We start from the raw sequence: 22,616 nt of genomic DNA, 5'->3' as shown, positions 1-22,616 counted from the left end.
TGGTGGTAATAAGTGAGCACGCCGTGCACTTCGGCGCGCGACAGGTTCAGCGCCTTCGCGAGCGGCGCGATGCAGCCAGCCGGCACGAAGCCCGCGTCGTCCTGGATCGCGTGCAGGATCGCGACGAGCGAGCGGCCGGCGCGCGCATGGCGCTCGACGAGCGCGTCGGGCGCAGGGGAATTCGGGGACATCGGTTATGCTCCTCCAAAGTCTCATATGCGCTTGTAATGCATATAGTGCGCAATGGGACTTCGTTCTGATTGATTTTAGACAACGATAAGCGGAAGATTTCACAGTCGCAATAGGAAATCGGAGTGCATAATTGATTCGAATCGAATGCGACGCGTATCTGACCGTACGCGACTCGGAGGGCCGCACCGCCAGCCTGTCGGACGTCGCTCCGTTGCTGGCGCTCGTGGCCGATACGGGCAGCATCGCGCAGGCCGCGCAGGCGAAAGGGCTGTCGTATCGGCACGCGTGGGGCATGCTGCGGGCGCTGGAGTCGTGCGTCGGCGGCGAGTTGATCGAAACCGCGCGCGGCAAGGGCTCGACGCTGTCGGAGTTGGGGCAGGCGGTTGTCGACGCGCAGCGCCTCGCGCGCAGCCGTCTCGACGGGAACCTGCGCGCGCTGGCGGCCGAGGTGGCGAGCGACCTGAACCGGCGGCTCGCGCAGCGCGATGGCGCCGTGCGTATCCATGCATCGCACGGCTATGCGGTCGCGACGCTCGTATCCGCGCTCGTCGATGCGCAGGCAGCCGTCGACATCAAGTATCGCGAGAGTGTCGAGGCCGTGCAGGCGCTCGCGCGCGGCGAATGCGAGCTGGCCGGGTTCCATCTGCCGCGCGGCGCGTTCCGCGAGCAGTGCGCGCAGATCTACCGGCCGTGGCTCGACGACACGCGGCACGTGCTGATTCATCTGACGCGTCGCCAGCAGGGGCTGTTCGTGCCGCGCGGCAATCCGAAGCAGGTCCGCGGGCTCGCCGATCTCGCCCGCAACGACATCCGCTTCGTCAACCGGCAGCCGGGGTCGGGTACGCGGATGCTGCTCGATCTCGCGTTGCGCGCGATCGGCATCGATCCCGAGCGGATCGACGGCTATGCGTCGGCCGAACTCACGCATTCGGCGATCGCCGCGTTCGTCGCGAGCGGGATGGCCGATCTCGGCTTCGGCGTGGAGCCCGCCGCCCGTCATTTCGGGCTCGATTTCATCCCGGTCGTCGACGAGGACTATTACTTCGCATGCGAACGCGCGCGACTCGACTCGCGCCCGCTCGCGGGCGTGCTGGCCTTGCTGCGCGATGCGCGCTTCGTCGAGCGCGTCGCGCATCTCGACGGCTACGATCCGGCCGCGTGCGGGACGCTGACCGGCATCGCGACGGGGCTCGCCGGCAGCGCCGGGGCGGGGGTGCCGGACGGCAACGCGCGGTAACGGAGGCGCGCGCGAATCGCGCTGCAGCAGTGGGGGATTTGCGCTACGCTTGCCGCTTGATCAACGTTCCAACAAGCACGCCGTTCAGGCGTCATTCCGCCATGAAACTTTCCGTTCCCTTCTCTGCGGCAGCGTTGACCGCGGGGCTTCTTCTTGTTGCTGTTTCGCCGTTTGCGCTTGCACAGAATTCCCCGGGCGTGCCGGGCGGGATTCTGAGCGACCAGTTCCGCCTGAACGAGCATCCGCAGATGCCGTTCGCGGCGTCAACGCCGTCGCAGAAATTCCAGAGCGGCAAGAAGTCGGCGTTGCGCCGCAAGGGCGATATGGGCGATCCGAACGGTTGCAACCTGAAGTGCCCGCTGGACACCCAGTAAACCCGCGCCGGTGTGCGGCATCGCTGCCGCCGCGACTGCGTTGCCGATAACCGCACGGGGTTGGACGGCTATCTCCGGGCCCCGCGAAGCTTGCTGCTGCGCGGGGCCCGTGTTTTTGCGGCACGTTGTTGTTCGGTACGAACGCCCGGGGCTGGATCGGGCGAATGTCGAATTCTTGAATCTAGGGTTTACCCTGAATTCAGGAAGAATGCCTTCCTGAAACCTGCCTTATTCTTAAGCACGCGCCTACATAAACTTCGGTTTGTCAGCGATGAACGGGTGTTCACCGCGAAATCAGACAAATCTGGAGGTAGGTCATCATGAAGTCGCTCGTTCAAGCCGTTGTCGTTGCTGCCGCTCTCGCTGCCCCGGTCGTGTCGTTCGCGCAGTCCGGCTCGGCACTCACCCGTGCACAGGTTCGCGCCGAACTGGTTCAACTCCAGCAGGCCGGTTACAACACCGCCCGCGGCGAGGATCCGCACTATCCGGAAGCCATCCAGGCTGCCACTGCCCGCGTCGCCGAGCAGCAGCGCAGCGCACTCGCCCAGGCACAAGGCGCCGACGCCAGCGGTTACGGCGCGCAGGTGCACGGCGCATCGGCGTCGGGCTCGCGCGCGATCGGTGTGCGTCCGGCGAGCGCCGAAGAAATGAAGTCGCTGTATCGCGGTAGCTAAACCTGGGCATCGCCGGTGAGGCCGCGCGGCGGGTGCGATGACGCGTTGCGTCCGCCGCGCGGCGCCGGGCGAGATGCCGTCCGCCGCGGTCAGTCACCGTGCGGCCGATACCGAGCCTCCGTCACCTCCTGCCGCGGGAACACCGGCGGCATTCCGCCCGGCCCGTCCGGGGCCGGGCGCTTTTTCGGAAGGTGCGGGACGTAGGGTTTCGCCGGCAACAAAAAACCCCGCAGACTCGCGTCGTGCGGGGTTCGTGCGTCAAGCGCGGAATTTGGTGGAGGCGGCGGGAATCGAACCCGCGTCCAGAAGCGCTCCACGACTAGTTCTACATGTTTAGTTCAGTCATTTGATTTAACCGCAGCGACGCGGACGAACACGCTGCACTACGGCGATTCGCTAGGTTTTCGACCCTGGCGTCGCGACGCCGACAGGGCTTAACTGACGTAAATGACCTCTGGCGGTATTGCTACCGGTCTTGCGACACTAGCCCGTCAGTGAACTAGGCAGAGGACGGCGGCCGTTAGGCTGCCAGTGCGAACGTATCGTCGTTTGCAGTTACGATTTTCCCATTGATTAACGAGGTGACGGGTCCTCGACATGCCCTAGCCGCTTCACAACCCCTGTCGAAACCAGGTCGCCCCCGCGGATAAGATCAACCATTATAGCCCAACATCGCGCAGCAGTTCGCGCAGTTCCTGCGTGGAGCCGACGAGATGCTGCGCTTGCCAGTCGGCCGGCGCGGCGCCGTCGCCGCAATAACCGTAGGCGGCCGCGACCGTCGACATGCCTGCCGCGCTGCCGGCCTGGATGTCGCGAAGATCGTCGCCGACATAGACGATACGCTCGGGCGCGAGCGTCATTTGTTGGGCCGCATGCAGCAGCGGGGCCGGATGCGGTTTCGGGTGCGGCGTTGTGTCGCCCCCGACGATGCAGGCCGCGCGCGGCGCCAGGCCGAGCAGGTCGGCGAGCGGTGCGGTGAGGCGCATCGCCTTGTTCGTGACGATGCCCCAGCGCACGCCGCGCGCATCGAGTTCGTCGAGCACGTCGCCGATGCCGGGGAAGAGCATCGTGTACACGCAGATGTCCGTCGCGTAATTGGTCAGGAACTCGTCGCGCATCGCTTCGTAGCCGTGCGATTGCGGGTCGATGCCGAACGCGCCGCCGAGCAGGCCGCGCGCACCGGCCGATGCCAGCGGCCGCAGCACGTCGAGCGGTGTTTCGGGCAGGCCGCGCACGCGCTGCATCTTGTTGACGGCGGCAGCCAGGTCGGGCGCCGTATCGGCGAGCGTGCCGTCGAGGTCGAACAGCACCGCGTCGCAGTGCAGCAGGCGCGGCTCGTCGAGTGCGGCTCGCTCGGTCGAAAGGGGAGTCGTCATGCCGGTCGGAAGGTCACGCGCCGCGGCGGCACGCAACGAGATAGTTGATGTCGGTGTCGTTCGACAGCGCGAAGCGCTTGCCGATCGGGTGATAGGTAATGCCCTTGATCTCCACGATGTGCAGATCGGTCCCGCGCACGAAGCTCGCCAGTTCCGAGGGGCGGATGAAGCGCGCGTAGTCGTGGGTGCCCTTCGGCAGCATCTGTGCGATGTATTCCGCGCCGATCACCGCGAACAGGTACGACTTCAGGTTGCGGTTCAGTGTCGAGAAGAACACCCAGCCGCCCGGTTTGACGAGCGTCGCGCACGCGGCGACGACGCCGGCCGGCGACGGCACGTGCTCGAGCATCTCCATGCACGTGACGACGTCATAGGTGCCCGGCTCGCGTTCGGCGATCGCTTCGGCCGCGATCGCCTCGTAGTCGACCGTGATGCCGCTTTCGAGGCTGTGCAGGTCGGCGACGCCGAGCGCTTCGGTCGACAGGTCGATGCCTTTGACCTGCGCGCCGAGCCCGGCCATCGATTCGGACAGGATGCCGCCGCCGCAGCCGATATCGAGCGCGCGCTTGCCGGCGAGGTGCGCGTGCGAGTCGATCCAGCCGAGCCGGACCGGGTTCAGGTCGTGCAAGGGTTTGAATTCGGCATTCGGATCCCACCACCGATGGGCGAGGTCGCTGAATTTCTGGAGTTCGTGCGGATCGGCGTTGGTCATGTCGGCAAACGGGCTACGGGAGGAGGGCGGTGCAACGGCGCGTCAGCCCCGAGTATATAAGATGCGGACGAGCGGCGAAGCGGCGAGCGCCCGGACGGGGCGTCAATGAAAAAGCCCCGCCGGAGCGGGGCTTTGAAGCAGTCGAAAACCGCGGCTTACTGCGCCGGAACGGTCGTCTTCTGGACTTCTTGCGTACCGACCACTTCGACTTCCACGCGGCGGTCCGGTGCGAGGCAGGCGATCAGTTGCTTGCGGTTCTTCTGGTTGCAGCCGGTCGTGACCGGGTTGCGCTTGCCCTTGCCTTCCGTGTAGATCTTGTTGGCCGGGACACCCTTGCTGACCAGGTACGACTTGACGGCTTGCGCACGGCGCAGCGACAGACGGTCGTTGTACTTGTCCGAACCGATGCGGTCCGTGTAGCCCGTTGCGACGACCACTTCCGTGTTCATGCCCTGGATCTTCGAAGCCAGTTCGTCCAGCTTCTGCTTGCCCAGCGGCTTGAGCGTTGCCTTGTCGAAGTCGAACAGGGCGTCGGCCTGGTACGTGATCTTCTGGCTCGTGATGGCCGGAGCGGCAGCCGGAGCGACCGGCGGCTGCGGTGCCTGGGCGACCAGTGCGCCATCGCACTTTGCGTTGGCGGTGGCCGGCGTCCAGAACGCGTCACGCCAGCAGAGCTCGTTCGTGCCGTTCATCCACACCCATTCGCCCGTGCCGTTCACCCAGTTGTCGTTGACGGCTTGACGCGACGCCGGCACCGACTGTGCCGAAGCGGATGCAGCCATAACTGCGGTAGCTGCAATGAACGCGAGCTTTGAAAGTTTATTCATATTTCTCCTCTCGAAATTGAGATTACCGCAGGTTTACTGCGAGCCTGTTGACGGTGACAAGTCATACATTGCTCGAAGTATAACATTGGTGCGGCACAAAAAACGCGGCACCGCTCTGTGTAGACTTCGAGCAGCGTCTAACTTTCAGTGCGTTGGCATTTTGCCATATCGTTCCCTTCCTACGAAAAAAAATCCTCCCCACCCCAAGATCGCTTCAACTTTGTGGTGCATGCGCAACACCGGCCTGCCGTAACTTTTAGAGATTGTCAAGGGTGTGTCGGCGAAATTGCGCGAAAGGCCGCAAGTGTTTACTCGCGTGCGTGAAACGGATGCGCTCGGATCCCGGGGCCATCTGAAAGGGCGCGATCGCCGCCAGTATCGGTGCCGCCGCCGTGGCCGCGATTTTTGCTGTTTACATATAGAGGGGGCGGCGAATTGGCGGCTGATGGGCGCATGTTAGAATCTCGCGTTGCGTTGCGCATGCAGCGCCCACGCGAAAGGCGTTCGCCGTCTTCGCTCCGAAACGATACGGATACATGGATCAATTCGCCAAAGAGACCCTGCCCACCTCCCTCGAGGAGGAAATGCGCCGTTCGTATCTCGATTACGCGATGAGCGTGATCGTCGGACGTGCCCTTCCGGATGTCCGCGATGGCCTGAAGCCCGTGCACCGGCGCGTACTGTTCGCGATGCACGAACTGAACAACGACTGGAACCGCGCGTACAAGAAATCGGCGCGTATCGTCGGTGACGTGATCGGTAAGTACCACCCTCACGGCGATACCGCGGTGTACGACACGATCGTGCGGATGGCGCAGGACTTCTCGCTGCGCTACATGCTGATCGACGGACAGGGCAACTTCGGCTCGATCGATGGCGACAACGCCGCGGCGATGCGTTACACCGAAATTCGCATGGCGAAGATCGGTCACGAGCTGCTCGCCGACATCGACAAGGAAACGGTCGACTTCGAGCCGAACTACGATGGCAACGAGATGCAGCCGTCGGTCCTGCCGTCGCGCATTCCGAACCTGCTGATCAACGGCTCGTCGGGCATCGCGGTCGGCATGGCGACCAACATCCCGCCGCACAACCTGAACGAAGTCGTCGACGCTTGTCAGCACCTGCTGAACAACCCGGAAGCGACGATCGACGAGCTGATCGAGATCATCCCGGCGCCGGACTTCCCGACGGCCGGCATCATCTACGGCGTCGCCGGCGTGCGCGACGGCTATCGCACCGGCCGCGGCCGCGTCGTGATGCGCGCGGCCACGCACTTCGAGGAGATCGACCGCGGCCAGCGGATGGCGATCATCGTCGACGAGCTGCCGTACCAGGTGAACAAGCGCTCGCTGCTCGAGCGCATCGCCGAGCTCGTCAACGAGAAGAAGCTCGAAGGCATCTCCGACATCCGCGACGAGTCCGACAAGAGCGGCATGCGCGTCGTGATCGAGCTGAAGCGCGGCGAAGTGCCCGAAGTGGTGCTGAACAACCTGTACAAGGCGACGCAGCTGCAGGACACGTTCGGCATGAACATGGTCGCGCTGGTCGACGGCCAGCCGAAGCTGCTGAACCTGAAGGAAATCGTGCAGTGCTTCCTGTCGCATCGACGCGAAGTGCTGACGCGCCGCACGATCTACGAACTGCGCAAGGCCCGCGAACGCGGCCACGTGCTCGAAGGTCTCGCGGTCGCGCTCGCGAACATCGACGAGTTCATCGCGATCATCAAGGCTGCGCCGACGCCGCCGATCGCGAAGCAGGAACTGATGGCGAAGCCGTGGGATTCGTCGCTCGTGCGCGAGATGCTGACGCGCGCGGAAACCGAGAACGCAGCGGCGGGCGGGCGCTCCGCGTACCGTCCGGAAGGCCTGAACCCGGCGTTCGGGATGCAGGTCGACGGGCTGTACCGACTGTCCGACACCCAGGCCCAGGAAATCCTGCAGATGCGCCTGCAGCGCCTGACTGGTCTCGAGCAGGACAAGATCATCGGCGAGTACCGCGAAGTGATGGCGCAGATCGCCGACCTGCTGGACATCCTCGCGCGCCCCGAGCGGATCACGACGATGATCGGCGAGGAGCTGACGACGGTGAAGGCCGAATTCGGCGACGCACGCCGCTCGAAGATCGAGCTGAACGCGACCGAGCTGAACACGGAAGACCTGATCACGCCGCAGGACATGGTCGTCACGATGTCGCACGCGGGTTACGTGAAGTCGCAGCCGTTGTCCGAGTATCGCGCGCAGAAGCGCGGCGGTCGCGGCAAGCAGGCGACGCAGATGAAGGAAGACGACTGGATCGAGACGCTGTTCATCGCGAACACGCACGATTACATCCTGTGCTTCTCGAACCGCGGCCGCGTTTACTGGGTCAAGGTCTACGAAGTGCCGCAGGGCTCGCGCAACTCGCGCGGCCGTCCGATCGTCAACATGTTCCCGCTGCAGGATGGCGAGAAGATCAACGTCGTGCTGCCGGTCAAGGAGTTCTCGGCCGACAAGTTCGTGTTCATGGCGACGTCGCTCGGCACCGTGAAGAAGACGCCGCTCGAGGCATTCAGCCGTCCGATGAAGAAGGGCATCATCGCGGTCGGTCTCGACGACGGCGACTACCTGATCGGCGCCTCGATCACCGACGGCGCGCACGACGTGATGCTGTTCTCCGACGCCGGCAAGGCCGTGCGCTTCGACGAGAACGACGTGCGCCCGATGGGGCGCGAAGCGCGCGGCGTGCGCGGCATGCAGCTCGAGGACGGGCAGCAGGTCATCGCGCTGCTGGTCGCGGGCAGCGAAGAGCAGACGGTGCTCACCGCGACCGAGAACGGCTACGGCAAGCGCACGCCGATCACCGAGTACACGCGTCACGGCCGCGGCACGAAGGGGATGATCGCGATCCAGACGTCGGAGCGCAACGGCAAGGTCGTGGCCGCGACGCTCGTCGACGCCGAGGACCAGATCATGCTGATCACGACGGCCGGCGTGTTGATTCGTACCCGCGTGTCCGAGATTCGCGAGATGGGGCGCGCTACGCAAGGTGTTACACTCATCAGTCTCGATGAGGGTACCAAGCTCTCCGGCCTGCAGCAGATCGCGGAAGCCGAGGAGGGCGATGGCGAGGCCGACGAGGCGTCGGACGGCGAAGCCTGAAGAACGGATGAGACTCGAGCCGCCGCGGGCGCCAGGCGCCGCGGTCGGCGAGCAACCATTCATATTTCCAAAAGGGAGTGATGATGCAAAAGCAATTCAAGCAACTGGTTCTGCTGGCTGCACTGGTGCCGACGTTCGCGATGGCGCAAGCGCTGTCGAATTCCGCACCGGCTGCGACCGCGGCAGCTGCGCCGATCGACGCCGACAAGAAGGCGGCGATCAAGGATCTGCTCGACGCGATCGACGCGCCGAAGCTCGTGTCGGCTATCGGCAACAGCGCCGAGATGCAGGCAAAGCAGCTCGTGCCGGCGATCCTGTCGGACGCGCTGTCGGAAAACAAGACGCTGAACGACAAGCAGAAGCAGGCCGCCGTGCCGGCGCTGCAGAAGAATGCCGTGCCGAAGCTGGTTGACGGCGCGGGCAAGGTGTTCGGCACGCAGCAGTTCCAGAACGACGCGATGTCGGCGCAGTACGACGCGTACGCGAAGTACTACAGCACGTCGGAGATCAAGGATCTGACGACGTTCTACAAGAGCCCGACGGGCCGCAAGTTCATCCAGGTTCAGGATCAGGTTGGCCGCGACGTGGTCAACGGCCTGATGCAGAAGTACATGCCGCAAGCGATCCAGGCGACGCGCGCGCAGGCTGACAAGGAAGTCGCGGCAGTCAAGCCGGGCAAGTAAGCCGTCCGGGCATGCCGCCCGGCCGTTCGGCCGGGTTTGGCGGGAGCCTGATGACAGTGCGATAATGGCCGTTTGCGCGCGAGCGCAAGCGGCCATTCCTTTTCTGGCGCGGTTCTTTCTGCCGGCGGCAAGCCGGTCGCGTCCCTCCCGAGGTTTTCACGATGCGCGTCTTTAATTTCTCCGCCGGTCCTGCGGCGCTCCCCGAGGAAGTGCTGCGGCAGGCCGCCGATGAAATGCTCGACTGGCACGGCAGCGGCATGAGCGTGATGGAGATGAGCCATCGCGGCAAGGAATTCATGTCGATCCACGAGGCGGCGCTGGCCGACCTGCGCGAGCTGCTCGACGTGCCGGCCAGCCACCGGATCCTGTTCCTGCAGGGTGGCGGCATTGCCGAGAACGCGATCGTGCCGATGAACCTGCTCGGTTCGCGCAAGACCGCCGACTTCGTCGTGACGGGCTCGTGGTCGCAGAAGTCGTTCAACGAAGCGAAGAAATACGGCACGCCGCATCTGGCCGCCTCCGGCAAGACGGCGGACGGTTTCACGCGCGCGCCCGCCCGCGCCGACTGGCAATTGTCGGCCGATCCGGCCTACGTGCATCTGTGCACGAACGAGACGATCGACGGCGTCGAGACGTTCGAGATTCCCGACCTCGGCGACGTGCCGCTCGTCGCGGACGTGTCGTCGCACATCCTGTCGCGCCCGATGGACGTCGCGAAGTACGGCGTGCTGTTCGGCGGCGCGCAGAAGAACATCGGGATGGCGGGCGTGACGGTCGTGATCGTGCGCGAGGATCTGCTCGATCGCGCGCTGTCGATCTGTCCGTCCGCGTTCGAATGGAAGACCGTCGCCGAGAACAACTCGCTGTACAACACGCCGCCCACCTATGCGATCTACATCGCGGGTCTCGTGTTCCAGTGGCTGAAGCGGCTGGGCGGCCTCGAGGCGATCGAGGCCCGCAATATCGAGAAGGCGAAGCTGCTCTACGACACGATCGATGCGAGCAGCTTCTATCTGAACAAGGTCGAGCCGGCGGTGCGTTCGCGAATGAACGTGCCCTTTTTCCTGGCCGACGAAACGCGCAATGAAGACTTCCTTGCCGGCGCAAAGGCGCGCGGGCTGCTGCAGCTGAAGGGCCACAAGTCCGTCGGCGGCATGCGGGCGTCGATCTACAACGCGGTGCCGCTCGCGGGCGTGAAAGCGCTCGTCGAGTACATGAAGGATTTCGAACAGCGCGGCGCCTGACGGCGACACTGTTCAAACAGCACGGCAAAACGCATGGACGACGAACTGAATTCCCGCCTGAAACCGCTGCGCGACCGCATCGATGCGATCGACGCGCAGCTGATCGCGCTTCTCAACCAGCGCGCGGCGGTGGCGCTCGAGGTGGGCGAGGTCAAGAAGCAATTCAACGCGCCGGTGTTCCGGCCGGAGCGCGAGCTGCAGGTGATCGCGCGCCTGCAGGACATGAGCGCGGGGCCGCTCGCGAGCGAGCACATCAGCGCCATCTGGCGCGAGATCATGGCCGCGAGCCGTGCGCTCGAGCAGACGATCCACGTCGCGTTCCTCGGGCCGGTCGGCACGTACAGTGAACAGGCGATGTTCGAGTATTTCGGCCAGTCGATCGAAGGGCTGCCATGCCCGTCGATCGACGAGGTGTTCCGCTCGGTCGAGGCAGGCGCGTCCGCATTCGGCATCGCGCCCGTCGAGAACTCGACCGAAGGCGCGGTGTCGCGCACGCTCGACCTGCTGCTGCAGACCCAGTTGCTGATCAGCGGCGAGCTCGCGCTGCCGATCCATCACAACCTGCTCACGCAGAGCGGCACGCTCGATGGCCTGACGCGTGTCTGCGCGCATGCGCAGGCGCTCGCGCAATGCCAGCAGTGGCTTGCCGCGAACGCGCCGCAGCTCGAGCGGCAAGCGGTGTCGAGCAACGCGGAAGCCGCGCGTCTCGCGGCGGCCGACCCGAGCGTTGCGGCGATCGCGGGCGACCGCGCGGCCGCACACTACGGGCTGCAGATCGCGTTCTCGCTGATTCAGGACGATCCGCATAACCGCACGCGCTTCGTGATCATCGGCAAGCAGCCGTCCGGGCAGAGCGGTCACGACCAGACCTCGCTGATCGTATCGGTGAAGAACGAGCCGGGCGCCGTGTTCAAGCTGCTCGAACCGCTCGCGCGGCACGGCGTGTCGATGACGCGCTTCGAGTCGCGTCCGGCGCGCGTCGGCACGTGGGAGTATTACTTCTACATCGACATCGAAGGGCATCGGGACGAGGCGGCCGTGGCCGCCGCGCTTGCGGAGCTCGGCCAGAAGGCCGCGTTCCTGAAGATACTCGGTTCGTATCCGCGCGCGCGCTGACGCGCGGCGGCCCGTCGCCTGCACCGTGAGGCGGCGCGGCGAAGCGGGCAGGGGCAGGCCGGCCGGCACTGCCGTAGGCGGGTTCGGGCGGTATCCGGCGCGGGTCGCGCCGGGTGCGGGCCCGTTGCCCGGGATCTGGACTTCCGCGCGCGGGGCATCGTTCCGCGCGCGTCACTTGGCTCTTGTCGTGTCAGGCTTTGCATTCAACAAACTGGTCATCTTCGGCGTCGGCCTGATCGGCGGATCGCTGGCGCGCGCACTGCGCGAGCGCGCGCCGGGCGGCGCGGGCGAAGTCGTCGGCGTCGGCCGTTCGCGTGCCTCGGTCGAGCGCGCGCTCACACTCGGCGTGATCGATCGTGCAGCGGCGCTCGACGACGATGCGCAGCTGCGCGACGCGCTTGCCGGCGCCGATCTCGTGCTGCTGGCCGCACCCGTCGCGCAAACGGGCCCGTTGCTCGCGCGCATCGCGCCGTGGCTCGACGCCGCGACGATCGTCACCGACGCGGGCAGCACCAAGTCCGACGTCGTTGCGGCGGCACGTGAAGTGCTCGGCGCGCGGATCCCGCAGTTCGTGCCGGGCCACCCGATCGCCGGGCGCGAGTCGAGCGGCGTCGAAGCTGCGCTGCCGGATCTGTACGTCGGCCGCAACGTCGTGCTGTGCCCGCTGCCGGAGAATGCGCCCGCATCGGTCGCGCGGATCGACGCGATGTGGCGGGCCACCGGCGCCGACGTGCGCACGATGAGTACCGAGCAGCACGATCGCGTGTTCGCGTCGATCAGTCATCTGCCGCACGTGCTGTCGTTCGCGCTCGTCGAGCAGATCCTCGGCGAGGCGGATGCCGAACTGAAATTCTCGTACGCGGCGGGCGGCTTCCGCGACTTCACGCGGATCGCGGCGTCGAGCCCGGAAATGTGGCGCGACGTGTGCGTCGCGAATCGCGCCGCGCTGCTCGACGAGCTCGACGGCTACACGCGCGTGCTCGCACGGCTGCGTGCGGCGATCGACGCCGGCGACGGCGCGGCGCTCGAAGCCGTGTTCACGCGCTCGCGCGCCGCACGCAAGGCATGGCAGGAGCGCGGCGCGCAGCCCGCTGCCGAACCGGTCAAGAAATAACAGGACGATTCCCATGGACTATCTCGATCTCGGCCCGTATTCCAGCGCTTCGGGCACCGTGCGCCTGCCCGGCTCGAAAAGCATCTCGAACCGCGTGCTGCTGCTCGCGGCGCTTGCCGAAGGCGACACGACGATCACCAACCTGCTGGATTCCGACGACACGCGCGTGATGCTCGATGCGCTCGGCAAGCTCGGCGTGAGGCTCGCGCGCGAGGGCGACACCTGTGTCGTCACCGGCACGCGCGGCGCGTTCACGGCGAAGACTGCCGACCTGTTCCTCGGCAATGCGGGCACGGCGGTGCGGCCGTTGACGGCGGCGCTTGCGGTCAACGGCGGCGACTATCGTGTGCACGGCGTGCCGCGCATGCACGAGCGGCCGATCGGCGACCTCGTCGATGGCCTGCGGCAGATCGGTGCGCAGATCGACTACGAGCAGAACGAAGGCTTTCCGCCGCTGCGGATCAAGCCAGCGGCCATCACGGTCGACGCGCCGATCCGCGTGCGCGGTGACGTGTCGAGCCAGTTCCTCACCGCGTTGCTGATGACGCTGCCGCTCGTGAAGGCGAAGGATGGCAGGATCGTCGTCGAAGTCGACGGCGAGCTGATCTCGAAGCCGTACATCGACATCACGATCCGGCTGATGGAGCGCTTCGGCGTGACCGTCGAGCGCGACGGCTGGCAGCGCTTCGTCGTGCCGGCCGGCGTCCGCTACCGTTCGCCGGGGCGCATCATGGTCGAGGGCGATGCGTCGTCGGCCTCGTACTTCCTCGCGGCCGGCGCGCTCGGCGGCGGTCCGCTGCGCGTCGAGGGCGTGGGGCGCGCGAGCATCCAGGGCGACGTCGGCTTCGCGAATGCACTGATGCAGATGGGCGCGAACGTCTCGATGGGCGACGACTGGATCGAGGTGCGCGGCATCGGCTACGACCACGGCAAGCTCGACCCGATCGACATGGACTTCAACCTGATTCCCGACGCGGCGATGACGATCGCGGTCGCGGCGCTGTTCGCGAGCGGCACCAGTACGCTGCGCAACATCGCGAGCTGGCGCGTGAAGGAAACCGATCGTATCGCCGCGATGGCGACCGAACTGCGCAAGGTCGGCGCGACCGTCGAGGAAGGCGCCGACTATCTGATCGTCACGCCGCCGGAAAAGCTCACGCCGAACGCGGCGATCGACACGTACGACGATCACCGGATGGCGATGTGCTTCTCGCTCGTCAGCCTGGGCGGCGTGCCCGTGCGGATCAACGATCCGAAGTGCGTCGGCAAGACGTTCCCCGACTATTTCGACCGCTTCGCCGCGCTCGCCAAAGCCTGACCCGACTGACCCGATGAAATCGACCCGACCCTTTCACCCGACTCCCGTCATCACGATCGACGGTCCGACCGCTTCCGGCAAGGGGACCGTCGCGGCGCTCGTCGCCGCGCATCTCGGCTTCCACCTGCTCGACAGCGGCGCGCTGTACCGTCTCGCGGCGCTCGCGAGCGTGCGCTACGGCATCGCGGCGGAGGACATCGACGCGCTCGTGAAGCTGATCGACGATCTTCACATCACGTTCCGCGAGGGCTGCGCGCAGCTCGACGGCGTCGACGTGTCGAACGACATCCGCGCCGAAGCAGTCGGCAACCGCGCGTCGGCGATTGCCGTGCACGGGCCGGTGCGCACCGCGCTCGTGGCGCGCCAGCGCGCGTTCCGCAAGACGCCGGGCCTCGTCGCCGACGGGCGCGACATGGGCACCGTGATCTTCCCGGACGCCGTGCTGAAGGTGTTCCTGACGGCCAGCGCCGAGGCGCGCGCGGCCAGACGGTATAAGCAATTGATGCAAAAAGGTTTTTCTGCTAATATAGATGACTTGCTCCGGGATCTTCGTGAACGTGACGCGCGCGACAGCAATCGCGCGGCCGCGCCGCTGAAGCCCGCGGCAGATGCCAGGCTGCTCGATACGTCGGCGCTTTCGGTCGACGAGGCTGTCGACCAGGTGCTGCAGTGGTACCGGGCGCTCGGCCAGCCCGCCTGAGAAGGCGGGCAGCAGTAGGTGCTTCGCGCGTGAGCGCCAAGCGTGTTTCGAACCCTTAACCCCGTGTGGATTTCGATCTGGCCCTTTCAGCCTGCCATTCCGGCCGGCGTGGCACAGCGAACCATGCACAATCAGATTTTTATGTCCGACCTGCAAACCTCCACCCCGAATACCGAATCCTTTGCGGCTCTGTTCGAAGAGTCGCTGACCCGCCAAGACATGCGCGCCGGCGAAGTGATTTCCGCCGAAGTCGTGCGCGTCGACCACAACTTCGTGGTCGTCAATGCAGGCCTGAAGTCCGAGGCTTACATTCCGATCGAGGAATTCCTGAACGATCAGGGCGAGGTTGAGGTGCAGTCGGGCGATTTCGTGTCCGTCGCGATCGACGCACTCGAAAACGGCTACGGCGACACGATCCTGTCGCGCGACAAGGCGAAGCGCCTTGCATCGTGGCTGTCGCTGGAAAAGGCCCTCGACAACAACGAACTCGTCACCGGCACGATCACCGGCAAGGTGAAGGGCGGCATGACCGTGATGGTCAACGGCATCCGCGCGTTCCTGCCGGGTTCGCTGGTCGACACGCGTCCGGTCAAGGACACGACCCCGTACGAAGGCAAGACGCTCGAGTTCCGCGTGATCAAGCTCGATCGCAAGCGTAACAACGTCGTGCTGTCGCGTCGTGCAGTGATCGAAGCAACGCAAGGCGAAGAGCGCGCGAAGCTGCTCGAGACGCTGAAGGAAGGCGCGATCGTCAACGGCGTGGTCAAGAACATCACCGACTACGGCGCGTTCGTCGACCTCGGCGGCATCGACGGCCTGCTGCACATCACCGACATCGCATGGCGTCGTGTGCGTCACCCGAGCGAAGTCCTGTCGGTTGGCCAGGAAGTCACCGCGAAGATCCTCAAGTTCGACCAGGAAAAGAACCGCGTCTCGCTGGGCATCAAGCAACTGGGCGACGATCCGTGGGAAGGCATCTCGCGCCGTTACCCGTCGGGCACGCGCCTGTTCGGCAAGGTCACGAACATCACCGACTACGGCGCGTTCGTCGAAGTGGAATCGGGCATCGAAGGCCTCGTCCACGTGTCGGAAATGGACTGGACCAACAAGAACGTTGCGCCGTCGAAGGTTGTCCAGCTGGGCGACGAAGTCGAAGTCATGGTCCTCGAGATCGACGAAGACCGTCGTCGTATCAGCCTCGGCATGAAGCAGTGCAAGCCGAATCCGTGGGATGACTTCAGCCGCAACTTCAAGAAGGGCGACAAGATCACGGGCGCAATCAAGTCGATCACCGACTTCGGCGTGTTCATCGGTCTGCCGGGCGGCATCGACGGCCTGGTCCACCTGTCGGACCTGTCGTGGAGCGAAGCCGGCGAAGAAGCCGTTCGCAAGTACAAGAAGGGCGACGAAGTCGAAGCGATCGTGCTCGGCATCGACGTCGAGAAGGAGCGTATTTCGCTCGGCATCAAGCAGCTCGAAGGCGACCCGTTCAGCAACTACGTTGCAATGAACGACAAGGGTTCGATCGTCGACGGCGTGGTGAAGTCGGTCGATGCGAAGGGCGCTGTCGTCACGCTGACGGGCGACATCGAAGGCTACCTGCGTGCATCGGAAATCTCGCAGGATCGCGTCGAAGACGCACGCAACGTGCTGAAGGAAGGTGACAAGGTCAACGCGATGGTGATCAACATCGATCGCAAGTCGCGTGGCATCAACCTGTCGATCAAGGCGAAGGATTCGGCTGAACAACAGGAAGCGATCCGCGGCCTGCAGTCGGACACCAGCGCTGCCGCGACCGGTACGACCAACCTCGGCGCGCTGCTGAAGGCGAAGCTCGACGGCCAGAACCAGTAAGCCTCACGAGGTCTGCTGAAGTATGACCAAATCCGAGTTGGTCGCGCAGCTGGCACTGCGATTTCCGCAACTTGTCCTCAAGGATGCGGATTTCGCAGTGAAAACGATGCTCGATGCGATGTCCGACGCCCTGTCGAAAGGGCATCGCATCGAAATTCGGGGTTTCGGCAGCTTCGGCCTCAACCGTCGCCCGGCGCGCGTCGGACGCAACCCGAAGTCGGGGGAGAAAGTGCAGGTGCCCGAGAAGTTCGTGCCTCACTTCAAGCCCGGCAAGGAGTTGCGTGAACGCGTCGACGGCCGCGCCGGCGAGCCGCTGAAGGCTGATGATCCGGACGACGAGCATTGAGCGTCGTTCGGGTTGCCCGGAAACTGTCCGGCGAAGGCTGAAGAAAAAAGCGCCCCTTGCGGGCGCTTTTTTCATTTCCGGCGGCCGCGTGGCAACGCGCATCCGCAGGATGTGCAGTGACGCGGAATCGCTTCCTTTACAATACGGGTCGATTCGGCGCCGCGAAGGGGAGTCGCGCGCCAACGGCAAACCTCAACAAAGAGAGGGCTACATGAAGTTTATCGTCTGGCTGATCCGGGTATTGGTGTTCGTGCTGCTGCTGGTGCTCGCACTGGCCAATACGCAAACCGCGACGCTGAATTTCCTTGCCGGCTACGCATGGCAAGCGCCGCTGATCCTGATCGGCCTCGCGTTCTTCGTCGTGGGGCTGCTTGCCGGCCTGCTGTCCGCGCTGCCGGCGATCCTCCGTCTGCGCCTCGAGAACGGGCGCCTGAAGCGCGACCTGCGCGCGGCGCGCGAAACCCCGGCCGTCGTCGATCAGCCGCCGATGCCGCCCGTCATTTAATACGGATTCCGCGCGATCCTCGCGCGGTTTTCGTCTCTGCTTCGATATTTCGCATGGATCTGGATTTCTGGTGGTTGCTCGCAATTCCGGTGGCGTTCGCGCTCGGCTGGGCGGCGTCACGCTATGACCTGAAGAACCTCCTGTCGGAGAGCGCCAACTTGCCGCGATCGTATTTCCGCGGCCTGAACTTTCTGTTGAACGAACAACCGGACAAGGCGATCGACGCGTTCATCGAGGTCGCGAAGCTCGACCCCGAGACGGTCGAGCTGCACTTCGCGCTCGGCAACCTGTTTCGTCGCCGCGGTGAAACGGACCGTGCGATCCGCGTGCACCAGAATCTGCTGAGCCGCACGGACCTGCCGGTGAACGAGCGCGACCACGCGCTGTACGAACTCGGCCAGGATTTTCTGAAAGCCGGCCTGCTCGATCGTGCCGAAGAGGCCTTCCACCGGCTCGCCGACGGCGACTACGCGCTGGGTGCGCAGCGGGCGCTGCTGACGATCTACGAGATCGAGAGGGACTGGAACAAGTCGATCGATACCGCGAAGCGCATCGAGTCGATGAGCGACAAGCCGCTCGGCACCGAAATCGCGCAGTTCCACTGCGAACTCGCGCAGGACGCGCTGCAACGCAAGAACGCCCCGGCAGCGGCCGAACAGCTGAAGCTCGCGCTTGCCGCGAACCCGCAGAACGTCCGCGCGACGATCCTGTCCGGCGATGCCGCGGAGGCGGCGGGCGATCACGCGGCCGCGATCGAGCACTGGCAGCGCGTTGAAGGGCAGAATCCGGCTTATCTGCCGCTCGTCGCCGACAAGCTGATGAAGGCCCATGCCGCGCTCGGCAAGTCGGTCGACGGCGCCGAGTTGCTGATGGGCTATGTCGAGCGTTATCCGTCGAACGACCTGCTCGACATCGCGTATCAGCACATCGCCGGGCTGAGCGGCCAGGAAGCGGCGCATACGCTCGCACGCACGCAGATGGAGAAGTCGCCGAACCTGTCCGGCATGCTCCACCTGCTCGACGCGCAGATCGCGGCTGCCGACGAGCCGCGCCGTAAGGAACTTGAAATGATGCGCACGCTGATCAAGCAGCGCACCAAAAATCTGCCACGCTATACGTGCCAGAATTGCGGTTTCCGGGCACGGCTCTTCTACTGGCAGTGCCCCGGATGCAGCGGCTGGGAAACCTATGCGCCGCGCCGCGTCGAACCTGCGATGCCGGGCTGATTCCGGCATGCGGCGCCGACGCGCTGCGGTTGCCGCCGGGTCCGGCCCGGCGGCCAAGTTAGTCAATTACCGGGACGTACCGGAACATCTATGAAAATCACCATCATCGGCACCGGCTATGTCGGTCTAGTCACGGGTTCCTGTCTCGCCGAGATCGGCCACGACGTCTTCTGCCTGGATGTCGATCCGCGCAAGATCGAGATCCTGAACAACGGCGGGATGCCGATTCACGAACCGGGCCTGCTTGACATCATTGCACGCAATCGCGCGGCAGGACGCCTGCGCTTCTCGACCGACATCGAGGCGAGCGTCGCGCACGGCGAGATCCAGTTCATCGCGGTCGGCACGCCGCCCGACGAGGACGGCTCGGCCGATCTGCAATACGTGCTCGAGGGCGCGCGCAACATCGGCCGTCACATGACGGGGTTCAAGGTGATCGTCGACAAGTCGACGGTGCCGGTCGGCACCGCGCAGCGCGTGCGCGCCGTGGTCGACGAGGCGCTCGGCGCCCGCGGGCTCGCGGGCAGCGTCGCACATCGCTTCTCGGTCGTGTCGAATCCGGAATTCCTGAAGGAAGGGGCGGCAGTCGAGGACTTCATGCGCCCGGACCGGATCATCATCGGCGTCGACGACGACGAGGCGGGCACGGTGGCGCGCGAGAAGATGAAGAAACTCTACGCGCCGTTCAACCGCAATCACGAGCGCACGATCTACATGGACGTGCGTTCGGCGGAATTCGCGAAGTATGCGGCGAATGCGATGCTCGCGACGCGTATCTCGTTCATGAACGAGATGTCGAATCTCGCCGACAAGGTCGGTGCCGACATCGAAGCCGTGCGCCGCGGGATCGGTTCCGATCCGCGCATCGGCTATCACTTCCTGTACGCGGGCGTCGGCTACGGCGGCTCGTGCTTCCCGAAGGACGTGCAGGCGCTGATCCGCACCGCGGCCGAAAACGGCCAGCCGCTGCGTATCCTGGAGGCCGTCGAAGCGGCCAATTCCGCGCAGAAGGACGTGCTGATCGGCAAGATCGAACAGCGCTTCGGCGCGGACCTGACCGGCCGTGAATTTGCGGTCTGGGGCCTCGCGTTCAAGCCGAATACGGACGACATGCGCGAGGCGCCGAGCCGTCGGCTGATCGCCGCGCTGCTCGGGCGCGGCGCGACCGTGCGCGCGTACGATCCGGTCGCGATCGACGAGGCGCGCCGCGTGTTCGCGCTCGATCTCGGCGAAGGGTCCGACGCGCTTGCGCGCCTGCACTTCGTCGAGACGCAGGACGCGGCCGTGACGGCTGCGGACGCGCTCGTGATCGTCACCGAATGGAAGGAATTCAGGAGCCCGGATTTCACGCGCCTGAAGGCCGAACTGAAGGCGCCGGTGATCTTCGACGGGCGCAACCTGTACGAGCCGGACGCGATGGCCGAACTCGGCATCGACTACCACGCGATCGGGCGTCCGCATGTCGATCCCCAGTCCCTCTCCCGTGGATGAACGCACGATGACTACCCTTCGCGAAGTGGTGCCGGTCCCGCGCGCGCAGCTTGCGCGTTCGCGCGTGCTCGTTGTCGGTGACGTGATGCTCGACCGCTACTGGTTCGGCAACGTCGACCGCATTTCGCCGGAAGCGCCGGTTCCCGTCGTGCACGTGCAGCGTCAGGAAGAGCGCCTCGGCGGCGCGGCCAACGTCGCACGCAACGCCGTGACGCTTGGCGGTCAGGCCGGGCTGCTGTGCGTGGTCGGCTGTGACGAACCGGGCGAGCGGATCGTCGAGTTGCTCGACAGCAGCGGCGTGACGCCTCATCTCGAGCGCGATGCTTCCCTGCCGACGACCATCAAGCTGCGCGTGCTCGCGCGCCAGCAGCAGCTGCTGCGCGTCGACTTCGAGGCGGTGCCGACGCACGAGGTGCTGCTCGCCGGGCTCGCGCGTTTCGATGCGCTGCTGCCGCAGCACGACGTCGTGCTGATGTCGGATTACGCGAAAGGCGGTCTGACGCACGTGACGACGATGATCGAAAAGGCGCGCGCGGCCGGCAGGCCGGTGCTCGTCGACCCGAAGGGCGACGACTGGGCGCGCTATCGCGGCGCATCCCTGATCACGCCGAACCGCGCCGAGTTGCGCGAAGTCGTCGGTCAGTGGAAATCGGAAGACGACCTTCGCGCGCGTGTCGCCAAGCTGCGCGCGGATCTCGATCTCGATGCGCTGCTGCTCACGCGTTCGGAAGAGGGGATGACGCTGTTTTCCGAAGCGGGCGAACTGCACGCACCGGCGCTCGCGCGCGAGGTGTTTGACGTGTCCGGCGCGGGCGATACCGTGATCGCGACGGTCGCGACGATGCTCGGTGCAGGCGTGCCGCTCGTCGATGCCGTCGTGCTCGCGAACCGTGCGGCGGGCATCGTGGTCGGCAAGCTCGGTACGGCCACGGTAGACTACGACGAACTGTTTCACTGAGCGCACCCGGCGGCGCGCCGAGCGCGTCGCACGGATGTCTTGTAATTTTTCAGGCAGAACGACCATGACCATCATCGTCACCGGCGCGGCCGGTTTTATCGGCGCGAACATCGTCAAGGCGCTCAACGAGCGCGGCGAGTCGCGCATCATCGCGGTCGACAATCTGACGCGCGCGGACAAGTTCCGCAACCTCGTCGATTGCGAGATCGACGACTATCTCGACAAGACGGAATTCGTCGAGCGCTTCACGCGCGGCGATTTCGGCAAGGTACGCGCGGTGTTCCACGAAGGCGCCTGTTCGGACACGATGGAAACCGACGGCCGCTACATGATGGACAACAACTTCCGCTACAGCCGCGCGGTGCTCGATGCGTGCCTCGCGCAGGGCGCGCAGTTCCTGTATGCGTCGTCGGCCGCGATCTACGGCGGCTCGACGCGTTTCGTCGAGGAGCGCGAGGTCGAGGCGCCGCTGAACGTCTACGGTTATTCGAAGTTCCTGTTCGACCAGGTGATCCGCCGTGTGCTGCCGAGCGCGAAGAGCCAGATCGCCGGGTTCCGCTACTTCAACGTGTACGGTCCGCGCGAGACGCACAAGGGCCGCATGGCATCGGTCGCGTTCCACAACTTCAACCAGTTCCGCGCGGAAGGCAAGGTCAAGCTGTTCGGCGAGTACAACGGCTATGCGCCGGGCGAGCAGACGCGCGACTTCGTGTCGGTCGAGGACGTCGCGAAGGTGAACCTGTTCTTCTTCGATCATCCCGAGAAGTCGGGCATCTTCAACCTCGGCACCGGCCGTGCACAACCGTTCAACGACATCGCATCGACGGTCGTGAACACGCTGCGCGCGCTCGACAACCTGCCGCCGCTGACGCTCGCGCAGCAGGTCGAGCAAGGGCTGATCGAATACGTGCCGTTCCCCGACGCGCTGCGCGGCAAGTACCAGTGCTTCACGCAGGCCGACCAGACGAAACTGCGTGCTGCCGGCTACGATGCGCCGTTCCTTACGGTGCAGGAAGGTGTCGACCGCTACGTGCGTTGGCTGTCCGGCCAGGTTTAAACGCACGCGTTGCATCGCTAGACTGGGTCTCACGGTCGGCAGCCGCCGACCGTTTTCATCGGAGATCCAGCACATGATCAGGAAATGGTTTGCCGCCGCCGCGATGTTCGGCGCGATCGCGTCGGCCTGGGCGGCCGTCGATGTCAACACCGCGAACGAGGATGCACTCGTCGGCATCAAGGGCATCGGTCCCGCGCGGGCAAAGGCGATTCTCGACGAGCGCGGCGCACGCGGTCCGTTCAGGAATGCAGAAGATCTCGCATCGCGCGTGAAAGGCATGGGCGGCCACACGGTCGAGCGCCTTCAGCAGGAGGGGTTGACGATCGGCGCGGCAGGCTCGGGTGCGACGGCACCGGCCGCGGGCAAGCCCGCTGCGGCGAAACCTGCCGCGGCGCCTGCGCGCACCGCGCAGAAGTAACGCACACGAGACAAAAGGCTCCTTCAGTCGCCGTCGTTGCGACGGCTTCCCGCG

The 22,616-nt window shown here is 65.3% G+C and carries 22 protein-coding genes and 1 other RNA gene; 18 read left to right on the top strand and 5 right to left on the bottom strand.

The genetic code is table 11. The annotated features are described in order from the left end of the window. Nucleotides 1-191, bottom strand: a 191-nt coding sequence (locus tag DIE22_RS22860; RefSeq protein ID WP_185640668.1) for an NAD(P)H-dependent oxidoreductase subunit E, incomplete at its 3' end; no start/stop codon positions are given. A 131-nt stretch (nucleotides 192-322) separates the two neighbouring features. On the opposite strand from DIE22_RS22860, the gene DIE22_RS22855 reads away from it, so the two are divergent. The 3 genes from DIE22_RS22855 to DIE22_RS22845 all read left to right on the top strand — a co-directional run bounded on the left by DIE22_RS22855 (nucleotide 323) and on the right by DIE22_RS22845 (nucleotide 2,477). Next, nucleotides 323-1,429, top strand: a complete 1,107-nt coding sequence (locus tag DIE22_RS22855; protein WP_124501916.1) for a substrate-binding domain-containing protein — start codon at nucleotides 323-325, stop codon at nucleotides 1,427-1,429. Between the two features lie 101 nt (nucleotides 1,430-1,530). Beyond that, nucleotides 1,531-1,803 carry a hypothetical protein gene (locus DIE22_RS22850; protein ID WP_124606150.1) on the top strand — a complete coding sequence of 91 codons (273 nt, stop codon included), beginning with the start codon at nucleotides 1,531-1,533 and terminating at the stop codon, nucleotides 1,801-1,803. Nucleotides 1,804-2,123: 320 nt separating this feature from the next. After that, the gene (locus tag DIE22_RS22845; RefSeq protein WP_124606149.1) at nucleotides 2,124-2,477 is read left to right on the top strand and encodes a DUF4148 domain-containing protein; all 354 of its coding nucleotides are present in this window, start codon (nucleotides 2,124-2,126) and stop codon (nucleotides 2,475-2,477) included. A 272-nt stretch (nucleotides 2,478-2,749) separates the two neighbouring features. On the opposite strand, the gene ssrA is transcribed toward DIE22_RS22845, so the two are convergent. The 4 genes from ssrA to ompA all read right to left on the bottom strand — a co-directional run bounded on the left by ssrA (nucleotide 2,750) and on the right by ompA (nucleotide 5,392). Further along, nucleotides 2,750-3,119, bottom strand: a transfer-messenger RNA (tmRNA) gene (gene ssrA / locus DIE22_RS22840). 17 nt (nucleotides 3,120-3,136) lie between these two features. After that, nucleotides 3,137-3,853, bottom strand: a complete 717-nt coding sequence (gene gph / locus DIE22_RS22835; RefSeq protein ID WP_124501919.1) for a phosphoglycolate phosphatase — start codon at nucleotides 3,851-3,853, stop codon at nucleotides 3,137-3,139. 13 nt (nucleotides 3,854-3,866) lie between these two features. Continuing rightward, complete coding sequence (ubiG, locus tag DIE22_RS22830) at nucleotides 3,867-4,565, bottom strand: bifunctional 2-polyprenyl-6-hydroxyphenol methylase/3-demethylubiquinol 3-O-methyltransferase UbiG (protein WP_044844843.1); 699 nt, start codon at nucleotides 4,563-4,565, stop codon at nucleotides 3,867-3,869. Between the two features lie 155 nt (nucleotides 4,566-4,720). Beyond that, complete coding sequence (gene ompA, locus DIE22_RS22825; RefSeq protein ID WP_124501921.1) at nucleotides 4,721-5,392, bottom strand: outer membrane protein OmpA; 672 nt, start codon at nucleotides 5,390-5,392, stop codon at nucleotides 4,721-4,723. Between the two features lie 536 nt (nucleotides 5,393-5,928). Between ompA and gyrA the strand changes: the two genes are divergently transcribed. From gyrA to DIE22_RS22750, 15 genes are all read left to right on the top strand, one after another. Further along, on the top strand, nucleotides 5,929-8,532 hold the full coding sequence (gene gyrA, locus DIE22_RS22820) for a DNA gyrase subunit A (RefSeq protein ID WP_124606148.1): 2,604 nt from the start codon (nucleotides 5,929-5,931) through the stop codon (nucleotides 8,530-8,532). A gap of 83 nt (nucleotides 8,533-8,615) precedes the next feature. Further along, complete coding sequence (locus tag DIE22_RS22815; protein WP_124501923.1) at nucleotides 8,616-9,215, top strand: DUF2059 domain-containing protein; 600 nt, start codon at nucleotides 8,616-8,618, stop codon at nucleotides 9,213-9,215. Nucleotides 9,216-9,376: 161 nt separating this feature from the next. Further along, a complete protein-coding gene (gene serC, locus DIE22_RS22810) occupies nucleotides 9,377-10,459 on the top strand; it encodes a 3-phosphoserine/phosphohydroxythreonine transaminase (RefSeq protein ID WP_124501924.1) in 1,083 nt (360 codons plus the stop codon). Nucleotides 10,460-10,492: 33 nt separating this feature from the next. Further along, the gene (gene pheA / locus DIE22_RS22805; protein ID WP_124501925.1) at nucleotides 10,493-11,575 is read left to right on the top strand and encodes a prephenate dehydratase; all 1,083 of its coding nucleotides are present in this window, start codon (nucleotides 10,493-10,495) and stop codon (nucleotides 11,573-11,575) included. Between the two features lie 187 nt (nucleotides 11,576-11,762). Beyond that, nucleotides 11,763-12,689 (top strand): prephenate dehydrogenase/arogenate dehydrogenase family protein, encoded by a 927-nt coding sequence (locus DIE22_RS22800; protein WP_124501926.1) that lies wholly within the window; start codon nucleotides 11,763-11,765, stop codon nucleotides 12,687-12,689. Nucleotides 12,690-12,702: 13 nt separating this feature from the next. Further along, entirely contained in the window at nucleotides 12,703-14,007 is a 1,305-nt protein-coding gene (gene aroA, locus DIE22_RS22795) for a 3-phosphoshikimate 1-carboxyvinyltransferase (RefSeq protein ID WP_124606147.1), read from the top strand. 13 nt (nucleotides 14,008-14,020) lie between these two features. Next, entirely contained in the window at nucleotides 14,021-14,707 is a 687-nt protein-coding gene (gene cmk / locus DIE22_RS22790; protein ID WP_124606146.1) for a (d)CMP kinase, read from the top strand. 141 nt (nucleotides 14,708-14,848) lie between these two features. After that, complete coding sequence (gene rpsA / locus DIE22_RS22785; RefSeq protein ID WP_124501929.1) at nucleotides 14,849-16,561, top strand: 30S ribosomal protein S1; 1,713 nt, start codon at nucleotides 14,849-14,851, stop codon at nucleotides 16,559-16,561. Nucleotides 16,562-16,583: 22 nt separating this feature from the next. Continuing rightward, nucleotides 16,584-16,907, top strand: a complete 324-nt coding sequence (locus tag DIE22_RS22780) for an integration host factor subunit beta (RefSeq protein WP_124501930.1) — start codon at nucleotides 16,584-16,586, stop codon at nucleotides 16,905-16,907. A 211-nt stretch (nucleotides 16,908-17,118) separates the two neighbouring features. Then, the gene (locus DIE22_RS22775; protein WP_124606153.1) at nucleotides 17,119-17,412 is read left to right on the top strand and encodes a lipopolysaccharide assembly protein LapA domain-containing protein; all 294 of its coding nucleotides are present in this window, start codon (nucleotides 17,119-17,121) and stop codon (nucleotides 17,410-17,412) included. 53 nt (nucleotides 17,413-17,465) lie between these two features. After that, nucleotides 17,466-18,638 (top strand): lipopolysaccharide assembly protein LapB, encoded by a 1,173-nt coding sequence (gene lapB, locus DIE22_RS22770; RefSeq protein WP_124606145.1) that lies wholly within the window; start codon nucleotides 17,466-17,468, stop codon nucleotides 18,636-18,638. A 90-nt stretch (nucleotides 18,639-18,728) separates the two neighbouring features. Beyond that, a complete protein-coding gene (locus DIE22_RS22765) occupies nucleotides 18,729-20,129 on the top strand; it encodes a UDP-glucose/GDP-mannose dehydrogenase family protein (protein WP_124606144.1) in 1,401 nt (466 codons plus the stop codon). 7 nt (nucleotides 20,130-20,136) lie between these two features. Further along, entirely contained in the window at nucleotides 20,137-21,087 is a 951-nt protein-coding gene (gene rfaE1 / locus DIE22_RS22760; protein ID WP_124501933.1) for a D-glycero-beta-D-manno-heptose-7-phosphate kinase, read from the top strand. Between the two features lie 64 nt (nucleotides 21,088-21,151). Next, nucleotides 21,152-22,144, top strand: coding sequence for an ADP-glyceromanno-heptose 6-epimerase (gene rfaD / locus DIE22_RS22755; RefSeq protein ID WP_124501934.1), 993 nt, complete (start codon nucleotides 21,152-21,154; stop codon nucleotides 22,142-22,144). Between the two features lie 73 nt (nucleotides 22,145-22,217). Next, complete coding sequence (locus DIE22_RS22750) at nucleotides 22,218-22,562, top strand: helix-hairpin-helix domain-containing protein (RefSeq protein WP_124501935.1); 345 nt, start codon at nucleotides 22,218-22,220, stop codon at nucleotides 22,560-22,562. Nucleotides 22,563-22,616: the final 54 nt, after the last annotated feature.

The sequence above is a fragment of the Burkholderia sp. Bp9142 genome (assembly GCF_003853415.1).
In the GTDB taxonomy this organism is placed as follows: Bacteria; Pseudomonadota; Gammaproteobacteria; order Burkholderiales; family Burkholderiaceae; genus Burkholderia.
This window is presented reverse-complemented; position numbering and strand designations above follow the sequence as displayed.